The organism is Pseudomonas sp. LBUM1674, assembly GCF_059695635.1.
This window is the reverse complement of sequence record NZ_CP166779.1, coordinates 4679255-4701786: the sequence shown is the minus strand read 5'-3', so window position 1 is coordinate 4701786 and position 22532 is coordinate 4679255. Positions and strand designations below refer to the sequence as shown.

Sequence of the window (22532 nt, the reverse complement as noted above, 5' to 3'; positions counted from 1 at the left end):
CTGGTCGCTGAAACGCTAGGGATTCTACGAGCATTCGATTATTTATGAGCTTTGTTGGAAGGGCAACGTCGAAGCCAGCTTATGGACCAGGCACTACCATTTCCGGGCCAAAAAGGAGCCGCCGGCAGCCCAGAAGGATCCTTGCGATAGCGGTTATGGTTCCAAAATGCCATTTATCTACATCGATACATCACCCGTCCGGGTGTTGCTCCAGCCAGGACCTGAATTCGCCGGCCTGCTCAGGGGTGTTCAATGCACAAATCCAGGCGATTTCCTCATGTACGCTTTCAAAGTCAGACACTGAAAATACATGAATGGCGTGCTCGAAAGTCGAGACTGTGAGCCTTTGCATGGCCGCCACACATAACTCAAAAACCTGCCTGCGATGCTGTTCGAAATTTTCCAGGGAAGTTGCGTCGGCCATGCTCCACAGCGTTTTCGACAGGTCCGCGAAGAAGTGTCCGCCAAAGGCTTCGTGGCTCCATTCGGCGGGAGACTATTTGAAATACTGGCGGTCATCGGGGTTTTCAGCCTGCACACGTGTCAGGTGGTCTTTGGTATTAAAGGCCGGCACCAGGCTTCGCGCATCGGCGTCTGAATACAGGGCGAATCCGCAGACCTCGGCGTTCGGAAAGTCCTTGCGAAATTGTTCGATTGCCTTGAGGGACGCTGCCTGAATCTCTCGTTGAAGACGTTTGCTGCTCAAGGTCAACATCGGGCTTCTCGCTGTAAGGGTCATGAGTCGTTGCCAGGTTTGAGCGCGATGAACGCATCGTTCATGTATGAGATTAACCAACAACGTCCTTGATCAAGGCGCCCATGGGGCAGGGCATCACGCCGTGCCAACGAAGAAAATACCCGACGTTTTGGCCTCTTACTGTTGCACACGACTGTCAAACGGTTCGAAATCCCGCTCGATAAAGGCTTCTGTCAGGATGTTTGAACTGCACAGCCATTCAATGGCTTCCACCAGCCCGTGGCCGGCAACCAGCGCGGCTTCGCTGTGACGCAGCAACACATAAATGCGCTCAGGATCGCCAGGGTGAATGATCAGTTCGTCACCGTCGTAGGTGTCACCAATGATGATGCACTGCAGAGCCTTTTCCTTGGGCATCAGTTCTTTGTCGTCATTCCAGAACCAGTATTGGTTAATGCGTTCCAGCCAGTTAGCCTGGCTGTTTTCACCGTGCAATATCTGATGCGGCGGGTATATCCGGATGTACACGCCACCGAGAATGCCTTCGCCAAACTGCGTCATGTATTCACGGTAACCGCTTGGGAATTGGCTACCCAGCGCAACTTGCGCTTGATCGACTTCGGCGTCTGTCGACAGCACCCTTGGTTCGCCCCTCAGCAACTGACCCAGCGCGTTAGGTACCAGTACACTGGCGTCGTTATGCCAGACAGCCACCAGGCTGTTGGTAGTACCCAGGTCGATTCCGACAATCATCAGTCCCTGGCTTGACTTCATGAACCTGTTCTTCCTTGAACCGCAGAGACAGGTCGTAGTCATTCTGCGATCACGGTTTCCAATGAAGGTTCAATGCTCGCACGTTTGATGAGCGAACCGGACCGGCTCCTCCTCGACGACAAAATAGATTGCAGACTGTTTGCTTTGCCCACATTTGCGCCGCCGCCCAATGTCCTGACGTGGCTCCAGCAGCGCGCCGCAATTGGTCCTAAAAAGTTCTGCACTCCCGGAAGACACTGCGCAGGCAGCCAGATTCGCTCCCCATACCATGAAGGATCGATGACCGACTGCTTCTGTACTGCCTTTCAACCTAAAATAATAACGAATGGGGTGAGCAGCATGTCCGTACCTCAACAAACCCGATCGGAGAGCTCCAACGGAGGCCTGCAATCGGGACTCAAGCAACGTCACATGGCCATGATCGCCCTCGGTGGTGTTATCGGCGCCGGCCTGTTCGTCGGCAGCGGTGTGGTCATCCAGTCTGCGGGGCCCGCCGCCCTGATTTCCTTTCTGGTCACCGGCGTACTGGTCATACTGATCATGCGCATGCTCGGCGAAATGGCCTGCGCCATACCGACCGTCGGGTCCTTCTATGAATATGCACGCATGGCCTGGGCCGATCATCCACAGTCGAGCCAACTGGCCGGTTTCCTCACCGGCTGGATGTACTGGTATTTCTGGGTCATCGTCGTCGCCGTTGAAGCCGTGGCCGGCGCCTCGCTCATTCAGTTCTGGTTGCCGGACGTACCGGCCTGGACCATCAGCCTGACGCTGATGATCATTCTGACCTTCACGAACCTGGCCTCGGTTGCCTCCTTCGGCGAGTTCGAGTTCTGGTTCTCCTCGATCAAGGTCGCGGCGATCCTGGTTTTTCTGCTGCTGGGCGGGCTGTATCTGTTAGGCATGTGGCCGACCGAAACCCACCATGGGCTGAGTTCGATGCTCAGTCACGGCGGCTTCATGCCCAACGGCATCGGCCCGGTGCTGACCGGCGCGGTGGCCGCGACCGGGTTCTATTTCGGTGCGGAGATCGTCACCGTGGCCGCCGCCGAATCTGCCGATCCGGTACGCTCGGTCGCGCGGGCCACCAACTCGGTGATTACCCGCGTTCTATTCTTCTATGTCGGCTCGATCCTGCTGGTGGTCACCCTGGTCCCCTGGGACTCGCCCGCCATGCTCACGCCTTATTCCAGCGCTCTGGCAGCCATGGGCTTTGACTGGGCTGCGCACGTGATGAACGCCATCGTGCTAACGGCCGTGCTGTCCTGTCTCAATTCGGGCATCTATGCGTCCTCGCGCATGCTGTTCGCACTGACCAAGCGCGGCGACGCACCGCGCAGCCTGGCCAAGCTGTCTTCGCGCGGCGTACCGCGCCGCGCGATCTTTTTCGGCACGCTGTTCGGCTATCTGTCGGTGATCATGTCGTACCTGTCGCCGGACACCATCTTCGCCTTTCTGGTCAACTCTTATGGCACCGTGGCGATCTTCGTCTATGTGCTGATCGCCCTGTCTCAGCTGCGCTTGCGCGCGAAGCTGGAACGCGAGGCGCCGGAGAAACTCAAGGTTCGGATGTGGTGCTATCCCTACCTCACCTACGTCGCCATCTTTGGCATGCTCGGCATAGTGACCGGCATGGCCTTCATACCAGAGCAACGCATGCCGCTGGCATTGGGCGTAGCCAGCCTGGCGATTCTGCTGTTGGCGTTCATCAGTCGCAGCATCTGGCGGCGGATCAAGGGCCTGCCGGAAGTCGTACCGGCGAACAGTTAGCCGCTGCGACTCGTTAGGGTTTTAAAGAAAAGTCGCCGCTCGGCGACTTTTCTTATTGTCGCCGGGCGCCAGCCAACCGCGAGCAGGTCGCGCAGACGCGATAGCAGTGCACCAACGTTGAGGATTAGCAGGACCGCACCGACTACCTCCCGCTGGGGAGGCATCATCGGGGGTCAGTGGCGGCCGTTGAGCAGACGCAGGATTTCGTCGAATACGGCATTGTCCAGGCTGCGCGACAAATCAAGCTCCAGGCTATGGCGATAGTAGGGGCTCAGGTCCAGACCGACGCCGAGGGCGTACAATTCGATGCTGCCCTCCTGTTCGATCTGTCGTGTCACTTGCTTGAGGTGCAGGTCGAGGATGTCCTGCTGGTTGGTCTGGTGGGTGGCGCTGTCCATCGGGCAGCCGTCGGAGATGATGATCAGGATGCGCCGTCGTGCGTCGCGCTGCAGCAGCCGCTGACGTGCCCAGAGGAGCGCCTCGCCGTCGATGCCCTCGCGAAAAAGATCGGACTTGAGCAGCGCGGCAATGTTCGGCCGGGCGCGGCGCCAGGACGTTTCGGCATCCTTGTAGACCAGATGGCTAAGCTCGTTGAGTCTTCCCGGATTGGCAGGCTGGCCCATGGCGCGCCAGCGCTTCAAAGGGCGCCCGCCATTCCATTGGCCGGTGGTGAAACCGAGGATTTCACTGCGAGCGCCAGCCAGTTCCAGGGCACGACTGAAGGCGTCAGCCAGCAAGGCGACGCTCTCGATGTGGTTGCGCATGGAGCCGGAGTTGTCGATCAGCAGACTGACCACGCAATCACTGTGCGGACGCTCGTGCTCGTGGCGAAAAATCTCGCGTTGCTCGGGGCTGATGATCAGGCGACTGAGGCGGCCGGCATCGATCTGTCCGTCGGTCTGGGCGAAGGCCCAGCCATCTCGACGAGGCGCTGCCAACAGGGCACCCAATCGCTTGGCCAGGCGGGGCAGATTAAGGCCCTGGCCGGCCAGGCGACGGTCCAGGCGCTGGCGCAGTTCGCGCAACAATTCGGGCCGTACCAGGCTGGTGGCGTTACGCTCGCAATCGTAGTCGCGGCTGAATACCTGATAAGTAAAGGCGTTGTTGCTGCCTCGTGGATTACCCTGGGCAGCACCGCTGCTGCTGACGTCACCCTCGCCATCCTGATCCACGTCCAGTAGCAGGGCAAAGGCCAGATGAGTCTTTTCGGCGATGTCCGAGACCTTGCGCTCGTCGTTGCCGAGCAGTTCGGCATCCAGTTGCTCGATCAGCTCCTGTGCCTTGGCGGCAATCAACAGGGCATGCTCGGTAAACGCCACCTGGTTATGGCGACAGCGGCGCATCAGCCCGAAGGCCGCGCCGAAATGGCCGAGCAGGCTCAGGCGTGGCGCTTCAATGAGCCTCTCCGTCTGTTCCCCGGCGCGGCTGCCACACAGCAGAATCCAGCTCATCTGCGCCAGGGTGAAGAGCAGCAGGCCGACGTGTCCCTCGGTCTGTCCAGCGTCGAGAAACTGCTGGCTCCACTGCTCGAAGCGCTGCAACAGATTGCGCCGCACGCCGGGATGACAGTCGGCCACCAACGACTCGACGCGCAGTTGCTCGAGCAGCTCGAACACCAGGCGCGCGATGGGCTGCGCGGGGAGAACCTGGCGGACCAGCGCCTGATCACTGTGTTTCAAACGCAGCGCCAGGCTATCAGCCACCCCGCGCCAGGCGCGCCTCTCATCGTGCTCGGGGTCTGGGTGCAGGTGCGGGGCGCGCACCGGGAAGTGCCGTTCCTGCACTTCCAGGCGGCCGCCGCGATAGCGTACGCGCCGCTCACCGGCGAGTGCACGCAGTGTCGCCGCGCAGAGTTCCTCGAGTTGTTGCTGGCGTTTCTCGCGGCGTGGCGGCGGGGTCATGGGGGGCTTCCTTTACGGGTTCAGGCCAGTGCCAGCAGGGGGAACGCCGATTCGGCCAGCTCCTGGTCGAAACAGCGTTGGTAGTATTCGGCGACGATTGGCCGCTCTGCTTCGTCGCATTTATTGAGGAACGACAGGCGGAAGGCCAGCGCCGGATCGCTGAAGATCTCCATGTTTTCCGCCCAGGAGATCACGCAGCGCGGCGACATCAGGGTCGACAGGTCACCCGCGGCGAAACCTTGGCGAGTCAGGTCGGCCACCGCCACCATCTGCGTCAGCAACTGTTCGCCGTGTCGGGCGAGCAGGTGTGGCACCCGCGCTGCGACGATCGCGACTTCTTCGGCCTGGGGCAGGTAGTTCAGGGTGGCGACGATGTTCCAGCGATCCAGCTGCGCCTGATTGAGCACCTGGGTGCCGTTGTAAAGCCCGTTCAGGTTGCCCAGGCCAACGGTGTTGGCGGTGGCGAACAGTCGGAACGAGGGGTGTGGATGGATCACCTGATTCTGGTCGAGCAGGTTGAGCTTGCCGTCGCGTTCGAGGATGCGCTGAATCACGAACATGACGTCCGGGCGGCCAGCGTCGTATTCGTCGAAGATCAACGCCATGGGGCGGCGCAGTGCCCAGGGCAGGATGCCTTCCTTGAATTCGGTGACCTGTTTACCCTCACGCAGGACGATGCCGTCCTTGCCGATCAGGTCCAGGCGGCTGATATGACCGTCCAGGTTGACGCGCGTGCAAGGCCAGTTGAGCCTCGCAGCGACCTGTTCGATATGGGTCGACTTGCCGCTGCCGTGCAGGCCTTGCAGCATCACCCGGCGATTGCGGGTGAAGCCCGCGAGAATCGCCAGGGTGACTTCCGGGTTGAAGCGATAAGCCGAGTCGACCTCCGGCACGTGCTCGTTTGGGGTGAGGAACACCGGGACGCGCATGTTGGAGTCGATACCGAACAACTCCCGGACAGGGACCAGGCGGCTGGCGGGTTCGAAGTTCAGGTCGGTCATGAATATCGCCTTGGGGGCCGGAAAGGAGGTCTTGATTCTAGGGATGTGGCCTGTGTAGGGGAGGGACCAGTTACCGGCACCCGATGCGGCCAGTCGGGGTGGCTGGCGCCACGTTCGGGCGAAAACTGGCTCTAGGGTCCAGGACGGTGGCGGCTAAGGATGATCCCGGAGAGTAAAACCCCTGGCGGCTGCCGCCGAACCACCCTAAGAGGTCAATCAGATGTCCGCCGATACCCTGACAATCAAGCTGGACCCGGAGCTCCTTGCACTCTTTCGCCGCTACGAGGCGCATATGCAGATCACTGCGCAATATTACATCGACGAACTGTTGGCCAAGACCCGGCCGACCCTGCAGGCTGTGGTCGAGGCGTTGGACGAAGCCGCTGGCGACCCTGAGGCGCTGGCTCAGCTGTTTGGCCGCAGGATGGCCAGCCTGATGCAGCAGCAGAGCGATAAGGTCAGTGCCTGAGGTCCACTCAGTGCCGGGTCCTGCCCCATGTCGCACGAGAGGCGTACAGCAGAAGCCCGTTTGAGGGGATAGCGATGCGTGGGCTCGCCGGAGGTTGTCCTCCTCGGCGAGCCTCAGCGAAGATGAGGGCTTAGTTACCCATGACCTCGTTCAGCGCATGTTCGAGTGTACTGACCGTGCGCTCGATATTGTGCAGCTTGTCGAGTCCGAACAGACCGATGCGAAAGGTCTGGAAGTCGGCCGGCTCGTCGCATTGCAACGGCACTCCGGCGGCGATCTGCAGGCCGTGTTCGGCAAATTTCTTGCCGCTCTTCATCTCGGCATCGTCGGTATAGCTGACCACGACGCCAGGCGCCTCAAACCCGGCTGCGGCCACGCTCTTGATACCCTTGGCGGTCAACAAAGCGCGCACCCGGTCGCCCAGCGCCTGCTGTTCGCCGCGGACCTTGTCGAAGCCGTAGTCTTGAGTCTCTTTCATCACATCGCTAAAACGCGCCAGGGCATCGCTGGGCATGGTCGCGTGGTAGGCATGCCCGCCCTGTTCGTAGGCCTGCATGATCTGCAGCCATTTTTTCAGGTCGCAGGCGAAGCTGCTGCTCTGCGTCTGCTCGATGCGCTCGAGGGCCAAGGGGCTGAACATCACCAAGGCGCAGCAAGGGGACGCGCTCCAGCCTTTCTGCGGCGCACTGATCAGCAGGTCGATAGCGCACTTGTGCATATCGACCCATAGCGCGCCCGAGGCGATGCAGTCCAGCACGAACAGGCCCCCCACCGCATGCACGGCGTCGCCGACGGCGCGCAGGTAGTCATCGGGCAGGATGATCCCCGATGAGGTTTCGACGTGGGGTGCGAAGACAATCTGCGGCTTCTGCGCCTGAATGGTTGCCAGCACTTCGTCGAGGGGTGGTGGGGCGAAGGCGGCTTGGCGACCAGCCTCAACCGGTCGGGCTTTGAGTACCGTGGTCGCCGCCGGGATGTTGCCCATCTCAAGGATCTGGCTCCAGCGATAACTGAACCAGCCGTTGCGTATCACCAGGCATTGCTGGCCGCCGGCAAACTGCCGCGCCACCGCTTCCATGCCGAATGTGCCGCTGCCGGGGACCACCGCAACGGCCTGGGCGTTGTAGACCTGTTTCAGGGTGCTGGAAATGTTGTTCATCACCCCTTGGAACGCCTGCGACATGTGGTTGAGCGAGCGGTCGGTGTAGACCACCGAGTACTCGACCAGTCCCTCGGGATCGATGCTGGGATATAGCTTTGACATGGGTGACTCCTTTGGCAGAAGTGTCAATGTTATCGACCCTGCCTTAAGCCTTGGCAAATGACAAGGTTGTCCGGGATCAATTTGCAGTGCCCGCTGGACGGGGCAGATCTGCTTGGCGTCCATGGGGGGAGGGCGCGCGGCACGCTACTTTTAATGTTCCATCAGGAGGCGACCGTGCTCAGTGCCGGCGCCGGTGCCGCCATGGCGTGATGGGTGCGGGCGCTGGGTTGGAGGCAGTCTTCGAGAATCATCGTCGAGGCCTTTTCGGCAATCATCACCACGGGGACGTTGGTGTTGCCCGAGACCAGTGTCGGCATGATCGAGCAGTCGACCACCCGCAATCCCTGCACGCCGTGTACGCGCAGGCGCGAATCCACCACGGCGAGCGGATCGTTACCCATCTTGCAGGTGCCGGATGGGTGAAAGATGGTCGCCCCATACTGACGGCAGAACTCGAGAATCTGTTCGTCGCTCTGGTGCTCGATTCCAGGCCGGTACTCGCGGCGAATCAAACGCTTGAGTGGCCCGGTCTCTGCCAGCTTGCGGGTGTAGCGCACCGCTGCAATCACCGTTGTGCGGTCCAGTTCGGTCGACAGGTAATTGGGCTGCATCGACGGCGGTTGCAAGGGGTCGGTAGAGGTGATGCGCACATGCCCGCGGCTTTCGGGGCGCAATTGGCAAACCGACATCGTGAAGCCCGAGAAGGGATGCACGCTGCCGCCCGCAGAGTCGGCACTAAGGGTACCGAAGTGATACTGAATGTCGGGTGTGCCGTTTTGTTCCAGCACTCGGGTGAACAACCCGCCCTGATTGATGCCGATGGCCAGGGGTCCACTGCGGGTCAGCAGCCATTGCAGGCCCATGCGCAACTTACGCAGCGGCGAACGCAGGTCATCGTTGGTGGTGATCGGTTGGGTGCATTCGTAGATCAAGCGAATCTGCAAATGGTCCTGCAGGTTTTCACCCACGCCCGGCAGCGTATGTACCGGCGCAATATTGAATTTTTGCAGCAACTGCGAAGGGCCGATGCCGGAGAGTTGCAGTAACTGCGGTGATTGCAGCGCACCGGCGCTGAGAATCACTTCGCGCCGGGCCTTTACGGTCAGCGACTGACCGTTCTGGCGGTACTGGACGCCGACTGCACGGGTTCCTTCGAAGAGGACTTTTTCGGCTTGGGCGAGCGCCTCGATGGTCAGGTTTGGACGACGCTTGGCGGGGTGCAGGTAGGCCACCGCGGTGCTGCAGCGCAAACCCTTGCGAGTGGTCAGTTGGTAGTAGCCGACGCCTTCCTGGTCACCGGTGTTGAAGTCCTGGATGTGAGGTACGCCAAGTTCTTTGGCCGCCCCGATAAAGCCTTCGGTGAGGGGATGCCGCGCCTTGATGCTGGACGCCGATAACGGCCCGTCGGTGCCGCGAGTGGGCCCGGGACCCAGGTCGTTGCACTCGGCGCGGCGGAAGTAGGGCAATACATCGTCCCAGCCCCAGCCAGCGTTACCGGCGTTGGCCCAGGCATCGTAATCGGCGCGCTGGCCACGAATGAAAATCAGACCGTTGATTGAACTGCAACCACCGAACACCTTGCCGCGCGGCCAGTAGATGCGCCGGTCGTTCATGCCGGGATCTGGATCGGTGTAGAAGCCCCAGTTGTATACCGGGTGGAACATGGTCTTGGCGTAGCCAATCGGGATGTGGATCCACGGATACCGATCCGCAGGCCCCGCCTCGAGCAAGCAAACGCTGTATCGTCCGTTTTCGCTGAGTCTATTGGCCAGTACACAACCGGCTGAGCCGGCGCCGACAATGACGAAGTCATAGGCACGTGACATCCGAAATCCTCTTTTTTCTTATAGTTGTGAACCCTTTACAGGAACAGGCCGCTCAACGGCGAGGAGGCGTCCCCGCTGAGTCGGCGCGGCATGCGTCCTGCCAGGTAGGCTTCGCGGCCAGCCTCGACCGCTTTGCGCATCGCCGAGGCCATGCGGATCGGCGGTTCTCCTGCAGGTGACGGCTATCGTGCTCGCAGGGTGGGGGGATTGGCGCAGCGCTTGAAAGAGCCAGTCGCGGCTGCGGCGCTGGTCCAGTGCGGTGATTGACGGCTGGCATCATGCGTGGGCAATAACTGGTTCTAACTGCGCGCGCTGCTTGTTCTTAGTTTCGTCTCCAGGGGTGGATCGGGCAGTGCTGCGTTGCGATGCCGAGTACTGCTCCTTCGTATGTCGGTGCCTGGAGCTTGTCTCCTGCCCGGTGACCAACAATAAAAATGCACCAGCCGAGAGGTAAGCATGAAAACAACAGCTCACGAGTACGATGCAGTCGAGACGTTGGCCAGTGACCGCGCTCACGTCTGGCATCACCTGTCCCAGCACAAACCGCTGGAGCAGAACGATCCGCTGATGATCGTCGAAGGCAAGGGCATGCGCGTCTGGGACATCAAGGGCAACGAATACCTGGATGCGGTCTCTGGCGGTGTGTGGACCGTCAACGTCGGTTACGGCCGCGAGAGTATTGCCGACGCGGTGCGCGATCAGCTGGTGAAGATGAATTTTTTCGCCAACTCCGCGGGCAACATTCCTGGCGCCTTGTTCGCCAAAAAACTGATTGAGAAGATGCCTGGCCTGAGCCGGGTGTACTACTCCAATTCCGGTTCCGAGGCCAATGAGAAGGCCTACAAGATCGTGCGGCAGATTGCGCACAAAAAATACGGTGGTAAGAAGCACAAGATTCTGTTCCGCGAGCGTGACTACCACGGCACGACCATTACTGCGCTGAGCTCGACCGGTCAGTTCGAGCGCAAGAACCAGTACGGTCCCTTCACCCCGGGTTTCGTCGAGTTTCCACACTGCTGCGAATACCGCTCGCAGTTCGGTGAAATCGCCGATTATGGCGTGCGCGCCGCCATGCAGATGGAGCGCGTCATCCTCGCGGAAGGGCCGGATACCGTGGGTGCCGTGGTCCTCGAACCGATCACCGCCGGGGGAGGCGTTATCACCCCGCCGGAGGGTTACTGGGAGACCATTCAGGCGATCTGCAAGAAGTACGACATCCTCCTGCACATTGACGAAGTGGTCTGCGGTCTGGGCCGTACCGGCAAGTGGTTTGGCTATCAGCACTACGGCATCAAGCCGGACATCGTCACCATGGCCAAGGGTGTGGCCAGCGGTTACGCGGCGATCTCCTGCACAGTGACCACCGAGGAAGTGTTCGAAGCGTTCAAGGGGGAGGCCGATGACCGAATGGGCTACTTCCGTGACATCAGCACCTTCGGCGGCTGCACCGCAGGCCCGGCGGCAGCGCTGGAGAATATGCGGATTATCGAGGACGAGAACTTGTTGGAGAACGTCACCCATATGGGCGAGTACTTCATGGGTCGCCTGCGTGAGCTGCAGGACAAGTATCCAATCATTGGCGATGTGCGTGGCAAGGGCCTGTTCTGTGGTCTGGAACTGGTCAAGGACCGCAAGACGAAGGAGCCGGTGGAGGAGAGCGTGCCGATTGCCATCGCCGCCGACTGCATGCGCCAGGGGGTGATGATCGGGCGTACCAACCGCAGCTTCGAGCAGCTCAACAATACGCTGTGCTTCGCCCCGGCGTTGATCGCCACACAAAAGGATCTGGATGTGATCATCGCCGCCCTGGACAACGCCTTTGGCCGCCTTGCACCTCATCTATAACGCTTGCCGCTGCTGAAATGCGATCCGCGTAGGAGCTGCCGCAGGCTGCGATTTTTTGATCCTGCTTTTGAGGCCAAGATCAAAAGATCGCAGCCTGCGGCAGCTCCTACAGCAGACCGGCCCCTTAGCTTCGTTGAGGGGGCCGGTTTGTGTGTCAGCAGCGTTATACATCGAGCGCTGGATAGTCTTGCCGAGGTGTTATTGCTAGTCTGCCTGGCAATCGCCGCGTTAGCGCTGTGCTGGCAAGAGCATTTTGAAGTGACTGGCAGAGTGGTGTGCGGTGCCAGCGCTTGTCGTTCGTTCAGTCGAGGCCGCTATGTTCCAGTTGTTCCATTTGTCCGCCGAAAAATCCACCCACCTGCAACAGCAACTGCGCGAGCAGATCGCCCAGGTGATTCTCAACGGCAATATTCCGCTCGATAGCCCGTTACCCTCGAGTCGCAAGCTGGCCAAACAGCTGAACATTGCGCGCAACACTGTGGTTCTGGCCTACGAACACCTGCTCGACGATGGCTACCTGTTGGCCCGTGAGCGCAGCGGCTACTACGTCAATCCGGCTATTTTGGCTCGCAAGGTCGAAGCGCCGCGAGCGAACCAGGATGAGGCCGCCACCACCAAGCTGGACTGGTCGCAACGGCTCGTCATGCAACCCTCGCAGCAACGCAACATGAGCAAGCCACGGGATTGGCAGAATTATAAATACCCGTTTATCTACGGGCAGTTCGACCCGGCCCTGTTTCCCACCGCCAACTGGCGTGAATGCTGCCGTGACGCGGTCAGCATCCCGGCGATCCGTGACTGGGCCTCGGACCGCTTCGATAACGACGATCCCCTGCTGATGGAGCAGATCAGGACACGCCTGTTGCCACGTCGTGGTGTCTGGGCTTCGCCTGAGCAGATCCTGGTCACGGTTGGCGCGCAGCACGCTCTGTATATGCTGGCGCGTCTGTTGTTGCGCCCCGACAGTCTAATGGGCATTGAAGAGCCGGGCTACATGGACATCCGCAATATCGCCATGCTCAACCCCTCGCGAATTCAGCCGTTGGCGGTGGACAACCAGGGCCTGATGCTGAGCGAGGAGCTCAATGGCTGCGATCTTATCTACACCACTCCCAGCCATCAGTGCCCGAGCACCGTGACCATGCCCCTAGAGCGCCGCTACGAATTGTTGCAGCGGGCCAATGAGCACGATTTCCTGATCATTGAGGACGACTACGAAAGCGAGACCAACTTCAAGGGCAGCCCGATCCCGGCGCTCAAGAGTCTGGACAAGCATGATCGGGTGCTTTACGTCGGCAGCCTGTCAAAAACCCTGGCGCCCGGCCTGCGGGTTGGCTATCTGGTGGGGCCCGAAGCCCTGATCCGCGAGGCGCGTGCGTTGCGTCGACTGATGGTGCGTCATCCGGCGGCGAACAATCAGCGCTCGGTGGCGCTGTTCCTCGAGCGCGGTTACCACGATGCGTTGATCATGAGCCTGATGCGGGCTTACGAGGAGCGGCATCAGCAAATGGGCGCTGCCCTGCGTGAGTACCTGCCGGAATCCTCCAAGGAACCGAGCTTCGGCGGCTCCTGCTACTGGGTCAAAGGCCCCGACAGCCTGGATGCGCGACGCCTGCAGAAGGCAGCCGCCGAGCACGGCATCCTGATCGAGCCCGGCGATATTCACTTCTTCGGTGAGCAACCGCCGCTCAACTACTTCCGTCTGGGCTACTCGTCGATTCCCGCTGATCGCATCCGTCCGGGGATCAAACTGCTTGCTGAGCTCATCCAGCAAATAAGCTGACTGACCATTTTTCAGACGCTGCCCCCGCGCCAGTAACGGCGTGGGTTTTCGGCGTGTGCGACGCCTGTCGTGCATTCGCTCGGTTCGTCTGTGCCTGCTGGCGAATCTGGACCCAGCTGGCTCAACAGGTGGCCTCCAACTGGTTCTATCTGGCACTTCCCCCGACTCCTACTCTTGCTCCAAGTCATTGGCGGCGCAGCCGCCGTACCTTAAGTAACGAGAGGAATATCGATATGCCACGCATGACCCCCAGCGAAGCAATGGTTGAAACACTGGTTGCCAACGGCGTCACCGATGTCTTTGGCATCATGGGTTCGGCCTTTATGGATGCGATGGATATCTTCGCTCCGGCCGGCATCCGTTTTATCCCTGTGGTGCACGAGCAGGGCGCCGGTCACATGGCCGACGGCTTCTCGCGGGTCAGTGGTCGTCACGGCGTGTGCATCGCGCAGAACGGCCCCGGCATCACCAACTTCGTTACCGCCATCGCCGCTGCTTACTGGGCGCACAGCCCGGTGGTGGTGATCACTCCCGAAACCGGCTCGCTGAGTCAGGGCCTCGGTGGCTTCCAGGAAGCCCAGCAACTGCCGTTCTTCGAAACCATCACCAAGTACCAGGCCCATGTTCCCAACCCTGCGCGAATGGCTGAACTGACCGGACGCTGCTTCGATCGGGCGATGCAAGAAAACGGTCCGACCCAGCTGAACATTCCGCGTGACTTCTTCTACGGCGATATCAACGTCGAGATCCCCACGCCGATCCGTATCGAGCGCAGCGCCGGTGGCGAGCAGAGCCTGGCCGAGGCAGCCCGGATACTGGCGGCGGCGAAGAACCCGGTGATCATCTCCGGTGGTGGCGTGGTCATGGGCGACGCAGTCGAAGCCTGTCAGGCGCTGGCCGAATACCTCGGCGCCCCGGTGGTCAACAGCTACCTGCACAACGACTCTTTCCCGGCCAGCCACCAGTTGTGGTGCGGCCCGCTTGGCTACCAAGGCTCCAAGGCCGCCATGAAGCTGCTGTCGCGCGCCGACGTGGTCCTGGCCCTGGGGACTCGCCTGGGCCCATTCGGCACCCTGCCGCAGCACGGCCTTGATTACTGGCCGAAGCAGGCGAAGGTGATCCAGATCGACTGCGACTCGAAAATGCTCGGCCTGGTGAAAAAAATCACCGTGGGTATCTGCGGCGACGCCAAGGCCGCGGCGGTCAACCTGCTCGGTCGTCTGGAGAACCTCGACGTGCAGTGCCTGGAAAACAAGGGCGCGCGTGCCGAGGAAATCGCCAAGGAAAAATTCGACTGGGAAACCGAGTTGAGCGCCTGGATCCACGAGAAGGACGAATACTCGCTGGACATGATCAAGGAACAGAGTGGTGAGGACGGCAATTACCTGCACCCGCGCCAGGTCCTGCGTGAACTGGAGAAAGCCATGCCGGCCGATGCCATGGTCTCCACGGACATTGGCAATATCAACTCGGTCTCCAACAGCTACCTGCGCTTCGAGAAGCCGCGTTCGTTCTTCGCCGCCATGAGCTTTGGCAACTGCGGCTACGCGCTGCCGACCATCATCGGCGCCAAGGTCGCCGCACCGCACCGCACCGCCATCTCCTATGCCGGTGACGGCGCCTGGGGCATGTCGATGATGGAAATCATGACCTGTGTGCGCGAGAACATCCCGGTCACCTCGATTGTGTTCCACAACCGTCAGTGGGGCGCGGAGAAGAAGAACCAAGTGGACTTCTACAACCGTCGCTTTGTCGCAGGCGAGCTGGAAAACCAGAGCTTCGCCGGCATTGCCCGCTCGATGGGTGCCGAAGGCGTCACCGTCGACCGTCTGGAAGACGTCGGCCCGGCGCTCAAGGCGGCTTGCGAGGCACAAAAGGCCGGCAAGACCACGGTGATCGAGATCATGTGTACCCGCGAACTGGGCGATCCGTTCCGCCGCGATGCGCTGTCCAAGCCAGTGCGCTTCCTCGAGAAGTACAAAGACTATGTCTGAGTCGCCGAGGTGACCGGTTTGCGCCGGACACCTACAGCCAGTGGCCTGTGTGGCGGGACTGACTAGCCGCACAGACCACCGGGAACACTGCAACGGCGCCTTCGGGCGTTGTTGCAGCTTCGACCGTGAACAAACAGGAATCCAAGCATGTTGAGCACTATTCCACCGGAATGCCCGGCGTTCCTGCTTGATCGGGCCAAGGCTCTGCCGCGCGTGGTCACGGCGGTGGTCAATCCGGTCAATCTGCTGAGCCTGAGCAGTGCCAGGCGGGCTTGCGATGAAGGGCTTATCGAGCCGGTGCTGGTCGGTGATCAGGCGCAGATCCGTGCCCTGGCCGAAGAACTCGACTGGGACCTGCATGACCTGCGCTTGCTGCACGTCAGTGAGGATGCACAGTGCGCCGAAGTCGCCTGCATCCTGGCTGGGGCCGGTAACGCGGAGGCTGTCATGAAGGGGCATCTGCACACGGATATCCTGCTGCGAGCAGTACTCAAGCGTGAAGTCGGACTGCGTGCTGCCAGCCGTCTCAGTCATGTGTTTCATATGACGCTGCCGGGCAGCGACAAAGCATTGTCGATCACCGATGCGGTGATCAACGTGCAGCCTACGATCATCGACAAGATCCATATCGCGCGCAACGCCATCGAGCTGATGCACGCCTTGGGCTATGAGAAGCCGCGCATGGCGGTGCTGTCCGGTACCGAGGAAGTGACGCGCAGCATGCCGTCCAGCCAGGATGCCGCCGAGCTGGCCAAACTGGCGGCGATCGGTGCCCTGGGCGACGCCTGCGTCGACGGTCCGCTGGCCTTCGACAACGCGGTGTCGCTGGAAGCGGCGCGGATCAAAGGCATTGGCGGCGAGGTAGCGGGCCATGCCGATATCCTGTTGGTGCCGAACCTGGAAGCCGGTAATTTTCTGTTCAAGCAGATGGTGTATTTCATGAGTGCCACGGCCGCCGGCCTGGTGCTGGGCGCGCGGGTGCCGATCATTCTCACCTCGCGTGCCGACCCGTTGGAGGCGCGCCTGGCGTCCTGCGCCCTGGCTTCCATTTTTATCGATTATCGTCGGCAGTCGCGCAGCCGCTTGCTGGCTGCTGGCTAAGCAACCCCAAGACCCAAGGAGAACCACGATGGCGGTGCAACGTTATGGCTTTATCTTCAAGGCGCCAGGCATGCAGTTCCTCACCCACAACGGGCGCCTCGAGTCCGACACCTTCGCCGCGACCCTGTGCGGCGTTGCGAGCGTCGAGGAAGCGGTGCTGGTGGCGCAGGAGTTGTTGACCCGGCATGTGCAATTGATCGAACTGTGCGGCGCCTTCACCGAGGCCGAAGCCGAGCGGATCCGCAACGCCATTGACGATCGGATTCCAGTGGCCGCCGTGCACTACAGTCCCGAAACGCAGCAGCGCCTGCAGCAGTTGTCCGGCTGAGTCAGGCCAGCTGATGTGAGGGGCTCCATCGCGGCGTAGCCTGGATGCATCCCGGAAACTGTCTGCTCCAGCGTGGCGCCTGCTGCTCCCGGCGAATGAAGCCTTTCAGGCGCGCGGCCAATTCATCCTCGTTTACGCCATGAGAATCCAGCCCGAAGCAGTCCTTCAGAATGCGCGTTGCGAAGGCGTGCGCGCATGTCTTAAGGGGTGACTGCTGCGGCGTATCAGCACCCGCTGCCAGCTGCGCTCCGGGCCTGTCGCGCAGGTGTCGGCTGGCCCCTAAGACCGCCTTGAGGTGGTCCTAATGAGGGGGCGGAGTTTTCTCTAGCATCGAAACCCAGTGATTTCATAACCACAGGGTGTAGGTGAGCAAATGACAATAAAACAGCACCACACAATCCCCCCCGTCCACAGCCAGTTGCCGGACACGGCTCAGCCATCGTCGTCCTGGTTGATACGCCATCAGCAGAAATTCAACCTGTTACTGCCGGGTATCATCGCCGCGTTGATAGTCGCCGCCAGTGCCGCTTTCCTTTCCGAGCATTACGGTGCACCGGTGATGTTAATGGCCCTGTTGCTGGGCATGGCGCTAGGCTTTCTCTCCCAGGAGGGGCGTGCGGTCGCGGGTATTCGTTTCACCTCCAGCACCATCCTGCGTGGTGGCGTGGCGCTGCTGGGCATGCGCATCACCGTTGAGCAGATTCTCTCGCTGGGGGGGACGCTGATGGCGGTGGTGATCGGTGCAGTTTTCCTGACCATCAGCTTCGGCATCATCCTTTCCCGGCTACTCGGCCAGTCACGGGATTTCGGTATTCTCAGCGGCGGCAGCGTGGGCATTTGCGGTGCCTCGGCGGCGCTGGCAATTTCCGCGGTACTGCCGCAAGACAAGGACAGCGAGCGCAACATCATCTTCACCGTGATCAGCGTGACTGCGCTGAGCACCATCGCAATGATTGCCTATCCGCCCATTGCCCAATGGCTCGGCCTGGACGCCCATCAGGCCGGGATATTCCTCGGCGCAACCATTCACGATGTGGCCCAGGTCGTCGGTGCCGGCTACAGCATGTCGGAGGAAACCGGCGATACCGCGACCGTGGTCAAGCTGTTGCGCGTGGCCATGCTGGTGCCGATCGTCTTCAGTCTGTCGTTGCTGCTGCGCAAGCGCGGTGATGGTGGTCCGCGCCCGGCACTCCCATTGCCCTTGTTCATCATCTTCTTTGTGCTGTTTGTCGCCATTAACAGCAGTGGCATAGCGTCGACGCAGGTGCAGGAGTTAGCCGGCGATGTGTCGCGCTGGTGCCTGGTGACCGCTATCGCCGCGCTGGGAATGAAAACTTCACTGAAGGCGCTGCTGGAAGTGGGCTGGCGTCCGGCGACCCTGTTAGTCAGCGAAACCGTGTTTCTCGCGACGATTATTTTGTTTGCGGTGAAGTGGCTGGGATGAGCCCGCGTCATGGATGACATGCATCGTCCCCGCCCGATCACCAGACTGCCGCCGACACGATAACTGTGCGGCGGCAGGCTGGCTTAACCAGCAGCAATAGAGGCGCCATGAGCCTGCAAGTGCATCTGATTTTTCTGTGTTGTGTAGCCCTGGCAACCGTAGCCCAGAGCCTTACCGGATTTGCCTTCGGCCTGATCCTGATGGGCCTGGTCGCTTCCCTGCACATGGTGCCGCTGTCCGAGGTAGCGGTGGTGATCAGTATCCTCACCCTGGGTAACGCCATGGGTACCCTGGGCGGGCCGAAACCGCAGTTGGACCGCGCAGTGCTGATGCCCGTGTTGCTCAGCAGTCTGCTTGGCGTCAGCCTGGGCGTGTGGGGGCTCGGCGCGTTGAATGGTAGCCAGCTGACCTGGCTTCGCCTGCTGCTCGGCATACTGATCGTCGCGGCCAGCCTCATGCTTGTGGTGCAAAACAAAGCGAAAACGAAGCTGTCCCGGCAGCCGTCGTTCTGGCTGGCCGGTGGCCTGTGCGGACTGCTCAATGGCTTGTTCTCCAGCGGCGGGCCGCCGATTGTCTATCACCTGTATCGCCAGCCTTTGGGCTACGAAATCATCCGCAATACCCTGATCACGGTGTTTTCTGCCAACGCGGCGGCGCGCCTTGGCCTGGTCGCAGCGCAAGGACAGATGCAACTGTCCACGTTGTTGTTGAGTGCCGAAGCATTGCCGTTGGTGGTGCTGGTCAGTTGGCTGGTCCGCCGTTATCCGCCGAAGTTGTCGTCGCGTACGATACGTTGGCTGGTCTTCGTACTGATGGCGCTCGCTGGCGTCAGCTTGATCGGGGATTCATTGCCGGGACTTTTGGCAGCAACCTCGACATGAATGCTGACCGCGTCAGTGACGCAGACCCAGGCGGCGGTTGCGTGTGTGTACCGGCCTGGGTTCAAGTACAACAACGCCGAAGTGATGCTGCTGAACCTTTGTCATCCCGGTGAGTACATGGATGATTTGTTTGCGGTTTCTTAGCTGGCCCAGGCTACCAAGGTTAGCCTGGGCTGGGCTGGGCTTACTGGTGCAGTATGAACGTCGCCAGGGTTTGCAGATCCTCCGGGCTTAACTGCGCGTAAGGCGGCATGGGGATAGCCCCCCATTGTCCGGCACCGCCGCGCGCAATGCTGGACGCTATCTTGGCCAGTGCCTGCGGATCACTCCCATACTTGGCAGCGACATCGTGATAAGCCGGGCCTACAACCTTGTGATCAATCGCGTGGCAGGACAGGCACGCGTGGTTCTGGAGCAAAGCCATGGCGTCGACTTTTGCTGCAGGCGCCGCCGAGAGCTGGCCCACCGACGGGTTCGAGGCAGTCTGCACCTCGGCATCGCTTGCCTGGGCGCTCCCATAGGTCACCGCCAGATAGGCACCGATAATGTTCACATCCTGATCGCTGATCGGAGCGCCATACACGTGTTGCATCTTGCTCGCCTCTGCAGTCCACTGCGCGAGGGTCATGCCAGGCGGCTGGAAGTTGATGTAGTCGGCAGAATGACAGGTGGAACATTTCTGCTGGGCCAACGGATAGCCAGGCAGCGCACTGGGCTTGAACGCAGCCGTTTCGGGCGGCAAGGTGATCGACAGCGGCGCTGCGCCAGCCATGGTAGCCAGACAAAGCTGAGCCGCGCACAGCAAGGTGGTCAAACGTTTCATGTGAACCCCTCAGGCGACAGTGACGTGGCTGGTTTCTACGACGTGGCGGCGGTAGCCTCCGGGGTTCCAGTCGGCTCGCAGCGGTTGGGTCTCACCTGCACTGTTACTGGCACGCACCATCAACTGAGTAGCGCCCTTGCGGGTGAAGGTGATCGCCAGTGTCCACTCACGGAAGGAGAAACGGCCCAGATCCTGCCCAAGCCGGGCTTCGCGCCAGCTCTTGCCGCCGTCGATCGAAATGTCCACCTTGTTGATCCCGGCGCCACCGTCGAACGCTATGCCCTTGAGCACCACGTTTTTTTTCAGCGGCAAGACATCACCGTGCTTGATGCTGGTGATGAAGCTGCGTACCGGCAACTTGGAAATCGGCTGAGTCTTCGCCGCCGTGGTGCCGGGGGCGATGCAGAAACAGTCGTTGTCCGGCACGCGGTAACCTTTAGCCATGAAGAAACCGTCATCGATGTGGTCGACGACTTCGATCTCACTCAGGTGCTTGACCCAGTACGTGCCGAAATAGCCGGGCACCACCAGACGTATCGGGTAACCGTTGAGGAATGGCAGATCAGTTCCGTTCATTGACCAGGCGATCATGGGCTCGCCGTCCATGGCATGGCTGATGTCCAGGGCCTTGAGGAACTCCGGCGTGCTGGGCAACACGGGCTTATCGAGCCCACGGAATGTCACTTGCCTGGCGTCGGCAGTCACACCCGCCTTTTCCAGTACCGCCTTGAGCGGTACCCCCACCCAGCGGGCATTACCCATGGAACCATGGCCCAGCTGAGCGCCGAACACCCGCGGCATCGAGAAGCCACGGCTGTTACCCGAACACTGATTGACGGCCACCACTTCTACCGGTTCGGCGAGGGTCTTGAGTTCAACAAGGGACAGGGACAGCGGCGTGTCGACCGAACCCTTGACCGTCAAACGGTAGCTGTGCGGATCGATGCTGGTCGGGAAATTGGCCAGGTGGTAACGCACGAAAAAGGCGTCATTCGGCGTGATCGGCCCTTGGTTGAAGACAGGGAATGGCGTCTCCAGATGGGGCGGGCGAGTGGTCACCAGGGTCAACGGTCGTTTTTGCGGATATTGCACCGGCCGCGGGCCAGCCGCAAAGGTCACGTCTTCGGCGTTTGTGTCGGTAGCCTTGGTTTCGGTGGCCGCCTTGGCCAGGCTTGCCAACGGCGAGGCCGCCAAAGCCAGGGTGAAGGCATCGCGTAGAATGCGCCGGCGGCTCGGATTGCTGTTTTTTACAAAACTGAACTTCATTCTGCACTCTCTATGATTGTATTAATGAGATGCAATTGACCGCTTCCCGTCAGGGCCGCGAGGCCTCGGGTAATTCCCCCTTTTTGGATAGTCAGTAGAACTTGACATCAGGCCCACCAGGGCCAACTTCTGTTTAGGATGATGCATCAGAGGGCTATATTCGGACGCTTGTGTCGGTATGCATAGGTCCAGTTCATGCCCAAGTGTTGGACCTCAGCTAGCTCGCTGAAAGGTCGTGACCCATGCTGAATGAGGCATGTTAAATACTGCGACGGCTTGCCGTACCCGTGTCCGGAACACCTTGGTATCCGCTTCTTTCAACGTCGCGCAGATAACTGTTGCGGCGCCAGAAAAGCATCGTGGAAGTAGTTACGAAACGCTTGCATTGCCGGGCTGAAATTGCGCTCACGATGCCAGGCCAGGCCGACACTCATCGGGGTGACCTCGTCGGTGACCGTCAGGGTTTCGATGCGTTTACCTTCCAGCGACCAGGGGCGATGCACCAGGTCCGAGAGGATCGCCACGCCGCTGCCATTGGCAACCATGCTGCGCACTGCTTCCACGGAGCTGGTTCGCACGCGCACGTTGGGTTGTTGGTGCGCGTGTTCCCAGTAACGCATGGCGCTTTGTTCGGCTTCGTCGACGGTCAACAGGATGTAGGGTTCCTTCGCCACGTCGGCGAGGCTGACGGCGGAGCGTTCGCACAGTGGATGGTGGCTGGGCAGCCAGAGCCGGCGTTCGGAGTTGAACAGAATTTCCGAGACGATGTCCGGGTGAGTGAGGTTCGCGGTGAGCACCACCGCCATGTCGAATCGGCCTTCCAGCAAGCCTTGTTCGATGGCCTGGCGTTCTTGTTCGTGGACTTCGATGGCCACGTCCGGGTGCCAGTGTTCAAGCCGCTGCAGATGGTGCGGCAGGAAGTAGCCGATCACCGTATAGCTGGCGGCCAGGCGCAGCAGCCCACTGGCGCGAACGTCGGGCAGCGGGCTGTTCAGAGCGTCGTCGACGCTGCGCAAGATCACATAGGCCCGATTGAGAAAATGCCGCCCGGCATCGGTCAGGCTCATGCCCTGGGCTGAACGCTGGAACAGCAACGTGCCGAGCATGCCTTCCAGCTCTTTGATCGCCGTGGTCACCGCCGACTGGGAAATATTCAAATGAATGGCCGCTTGAGAAATTTGCCCGATCTCGGCGGTGGCGACGAAATAGCGGACCTGGCGCAGGGTCAGTGACATGAGCACTCCGGACTTGGGGGTATCTGTTTTTCAGAGGCTATCTGTTTTTCAGAAGATGGCCCATCTGATAATAGATCTTCCCAAGGGGTTGGCAGGAATCTAACGTGGCTTGCATGAAGTCACAAGTGTC

Annotated in this window: 17 protein-coding genes and 2 pseudogenes; 9 read left to right on the top strand and 10 right to left on the bottom strand. The window is 60.6% G+C overall.

Annotated elements, in window-relative coordinates; translation table 11 throughout:
• Positions 1-190: 190 nt before the first annotated feature.
• Both ACA067_RS21640 and ACA067_RS21635 read right to left on the bottom strand, forming a co-directional pair.
• Positions 191-715: pseudogene (locus ACA067_RS21640) on the bottom strand (DUF4303 domain-containing protein).
• A gap of 159 nt (positions 716-874) precedes the next feature.
• Positions 875-1450 (bottom strand): SMI1/KNR4 family protein, encoded by a 576-nt coding sequence (locus tag ACA067_RS21635; protein WP_497462827.1) that lies wholly within the window; start codon positions 1448-1450, stop codon positions 875-877.
• A 360-nt stretch (positions 1451-1810) separates the two neighbouring features.
• Here ACA067_RS21635 and ACA067_RS21630 point away from each other — a divergent pair, with 360 nt between their 5' ends.
• Entirely contained in the window at positions 1811-3241 is a 1431-nt protein-coding gene (locus ACA067_RS21630) for an amino acid permease (RefSeq protein WP_497458423.1), read from the top strand.
• Between the two features lie 173 nt (positions 3242-3414).
• On the opposite strand, the gene ACA067_RS21625 is transcribed toward ACA067_RS21630, so the two are convergent.
• Positions 3415-5142 (bottom strand): cobaltochelatase CobT-related protein, encoded by a 1728-nt coding sequence (locus ACA067_RS21625; RefSeq protein ID WP_497458422.1) that lies wholly within the window; start codon positions 5140-5142, stop codon positions 3415-3417.
• Positions 5143-5162: 20 nt separating this feature from the next.
• On the bottom strand, positions 5163-6143 hold the full coding sequence (locus ACA067_RS21620) for an AAA family ATPase (protein ID WP_497458421.1): 981 nt from the start codon (positions 6141-6143) through the stop codon (positions 5163-5165).
• A gap of 220 nt (positions 6144-6363) precedes the next feature.
• Here ACA067_RS21620 and ACA067_RS21615 point away from each other — a divergent pair, with 220 nt between their 5' ends.
• A complete protein-coding gene (locus ACA067_RS21615) occupies positions 6364-6612 on the top strand; it encodes a hypothetical protein (protein WP_497458420.1) in 249 nt (82 codons plus the stop codon).
• Between the two features lie 130 nt (positions 6613-6742).
• Here the strand turns inward: ACA067_RS21615 and ACA067_RS21610 are convergent, their stop codons facing one another.
• The 3 genes and pseudogenes from ACA067_RS21610 to ACA067_RS21600 form a co-directional block, all read right to left on the bottom strand.
• Positions 6743-7876, bottom strand: a complete 1134-nt coding sequence (locus ACA067_RS21610; RefSeq protein ID WP_497458419.1) for a pyridoxal-phosphate-dependent aminotransferase family protein — start codon at positions 7874-7876, stop codon at positions 6743-6745.
• Between the two features lie 161 nt (positions 7877-8037).
• Positions 8038-9702 (bottom strand): GMC family oxidoreductase, encoded by a 1665-nt coding sequence (locus ACA067_RS21605; protein ID WP_497458418.1) that lies wholly within the window; start codon positions 9700-9702, stop codon positions 8038-8040.
• A gap of 35 nt (positions 9703-9737) precedes the next feature.
• Positions 9738-9863, bottom strand: a pseudogene (locus tag ACA067_RS21600) (thiazole synthase); the annotation flags it as partial.
• A gap of 295 nt (positions 9864-10158) precedes the next feature.
• Here ACA067_RS21600 and ACA067_RS21595 point away from each other — a divergent pair.
• The 7 genes from ACA067_RS21595 (at position 10159) to ACA067_RS21565 (ending at position 19078) form a co-directional block, all read left to right on the top strand.
• A complete protein-coding gene (locus ACA067_RS21595; protein WP_497458417.1) occupies positions 10159-11547 on the top strand; it encodes an aminotransferase family protein in 1389 nt (462 codons plus the stop codon).
• A gap of 316 nt (positions 11548-11863) precedes the next feature.
• A complete protein-coding gene (gene pdxR / locus ACA067_RS21590; RefSeq protein WP_497458416.1) occupies positions 11864-13330 on the top strand; it encodes a MocR-like pyridoxine biosynthesis transcription factor PdxR in 1467 nt (488 codons plus the stop codon).
• A gap of 233 nt (positions 13331-13563) precedes the next feature.
• Positions 13564-15324 carry a sulfoacetaldehyde acetyltransferase gene (gene xsc / locus ACA067_RS21585; RefSeq protein WP_497458415.1) on the top strand — a complete coding sequence of 587 codons (1761 nt, stop codon included), beginning with the start codon at positions 13564-13566 and terminating at the stop codon, positions 15322-15324.
• A gap of 147 nt (positions 15325-15471) precedes the next feature.
• A complete protein-coding gene (locus tag ACA067_RS21580) occupies positions 15472-16425 on the top strand; it encodes a bifunctional enoyl-CoA hydratase/phosphate acetyltransferase (protein ID WP_497458414.1) in 954 nt (317 codons plus the stop codon).
• Positions 16426-16453: 28 nt separating this feature from the next.
• Positions 16454-16753: a DUF6506 family protein gene (locus ACA067_RS21575; RefSeq protein ID WP_497458413.1), complete on the top strand. Its 300-nt coding sequence runs from the start codon at positions 16454-16456 to the stop codon at positions 16751-16753.
• Positions 16754-17126: 373 nt separating this feature from the next.
• A complete protein-coding gene (locus ACA067_RS21570; RefSeq protein WP_497458412.1) occupies positions 17127-18197 on the top strand; it encodes a YeiH family protein in 1071 nt (356 codons plus the stop codon).
• Between the two features lie 107 nt (positions 18198-18304).
• Positions 18305-19078, top strand: a complete 774-nt coding sequence (locus ACA067_RS21565) for a TSUP family transporter (RefSeq protein ID WP_497458411.1) — start codon at positions 18305-18307, stop codon at positions 19076-19078.
• Positions 19079-19262: 184 nt separating this feature from the next.
• Here the strand turns inward: ACA067_RS21565 and sorB are convergent, their stop codons facing one another.
• The 3 genes from sorB to ACA067_RS21550 form a co-directional block, all read right to left on the bottom strand.
• The gene (gene sorB, locus ACA067_RS21560) at positions 19263-19901 is read right to left on the bottom strand and encodes a SorB family sulfite dehydrogenase c-type cytochrome subunit (protein WP_497458410.1); all 639 of its coding nucleotides are present in this window, start codon (positions 19899-19901) and stop codon (positions 19263-19265) included.
• A 9-nt stretch (positions 19902-19910) separates the two neighbouring features.
• The gene (gene sorA / locus ACA067_RS21555; RefSeq protein ID WP_497458409.1) at positions 19911-21167 is read right to left on the bottom strand and encodes a SorA family sulfite dehydrogenase catalytic subunit; all 1257 of its coding nucleotides are present in this window, start codon (positions 21165-21167) and stop codon (positions 19911-19913) included.
• Positions 21168-21484: 317 nt separating this feature from the next.
• Entirely contained in the window at positions 21485-22402 is a 918-nt protein-coding gene (locus ACA067_RS21550) for a LysR family transcriptional regulator (protein WP_497458408.1), read from the bottom strand.
• Positions 22403-22532 lie beyond the last annotated feature (130 nt).